This is a genomic window from uncultured Campylobacter sp. (assembly GCF_938031315.1).
Lineage (GTDB): Bacteria > Campylobacterota > Campylobacteria > Campylobacterales > Campylobacteraceae > Campylobacter_B.
In genome coordinates this window covers 1-1465 of record NZ_CALHHT010000410.1, presented here as the reverse complement: position 1 = coordinate 1465, position 1465 = coordinate 1, and the positions used below count along the sequence as shown (strand labels likewise).

Annotated in this window: 1 protein-coding gene; it reads right to left on the bottom strand. The window is 41.4% G+C overall.

Annotation, left to right across the window (positions count from 1 at the left end):
* Positions 1–1088 precede the first annotated feature (1088 nt).
* Positions 1089–1465, bottom strand: a 377-nt coding sequence (gene cas1 / locus Q0236_RS10215) for a CRISPR-associated endonuclease Cas1 (protein ID WP_297917439.1), incomplete at its 5' end; no start/stop codon positions are given.

Below are 1465 nucleotides of genomic sequence, written 5' to 3'. Positions count from 1 at the left end.
CCAAAAAGAAGTAAAAAAGGTAGATAAAGGTGTGGTCGTAAGAAATTAAACCGCCGAAAAGGAAGATGTCTTTTAGCATAAAAACCCTTGATCGTTAAAATTTGAAAAGTATTTTACCTTTTTGTTCGTTAAAGTATATTTAAAGTTTTGATCTTGGGCAAAATTTATATCGCGAATACAACGCCCATTCGGGCAAACCATCGCACTTGGATTTTACCGCGCAGATGACGATGGTGAAATTTTGCCATATAAAACAACAAAACGGCTCGGATGGTTGCAAGTAGAGCGGCGCGGATGAAAATTTAATTTAGCCTCGCGCCTCTTGGGAGTTTTTAGGAGATATCTTGCTTAATCTATCGAGGCGAGCGTTCATATTTTTTATAGACCTACCGCTTTCTATTGTGTCTGAGACTGCCGTGAAGGAAATTTTATAGTTGCTCGTATAGAATTTAGGCTGCTAGATTATTTCGAGCTCCGGAGGAGTAAATTTACGCTCACGGCCGTTCGCGCTTATCAAATTAATCGTTGGTTTCAAACTCTATCGGAGTAAATTTACACTTGCAACGGTAAGAACTGGGGTAGCAAACACAAATATTAGTTTCAAACTCCAACGGAGTAAATTTACACTAGGCTGCCTAACAGTAGGAAAAATAGGAGTATTGTTTTCAGTTTCAAACTCCAACGGAGTAAATTTACACAGCACTTAAATTTTCATTTTTAGGGCCATGTTCGGTCGGAAGTTTATATTTTTATAGCTTAAAATCCGTTAAATAATAAAGCGCTCAAAGCGCTAAAACACGCAAAGTTCGCCTTTTATAAAAACTTAAAAAGAGCTTTATCGACATAGCGAGAGGTGGAATTTTAACGCGAGCTCTAAATTTTAATCCATCGCCCGCGTAAAGTATCTATGGCGCAAACCCGCCTAAATTTAAAATTTTAGACAAGAGACTCTGCCCGAGCAGGTGCAAAAATAGCAAAAATTTGATCTTTGACTTCTAAATTTTAAATTTCGCGCAGTGTTTCACCTACATACAAGCCCTATGCGGATTTAATCGCTACTTGATAGTTTGCTTTATGCAGGCTGTGTTTCATCTCCACACAAGCCCCTCGTAGGGCGCGCCTTCGCAAATGTATTTTTTGATCTGATTTGCCTCGCGGCGGATCACCTGCCGCCGCGTGATACTTTGCCCGCCAAGCGAAACCGTCTCGCCAAATCTAGCGATCATCTTTAGCTCGATCTTTTGCACGGCGTCGTTGCTAAATTTTATCCTGCCGGCGTCCGTTTGGAAGTCCTTTGCGGTGATCTCCTTTTTATTTAGCATGCTAAAAATTAGCGTATCGCCCAAAATCGGCTTAAAAATCTCGGCAAGATCGAGGTGCAGGCTCAGCGCGCGGTAGTTTGGCTCGTGCAAAAAGCCGATGCGCGGATCAAGCTCGGTTTTATAAATTTCGCTGAGGCAGACGT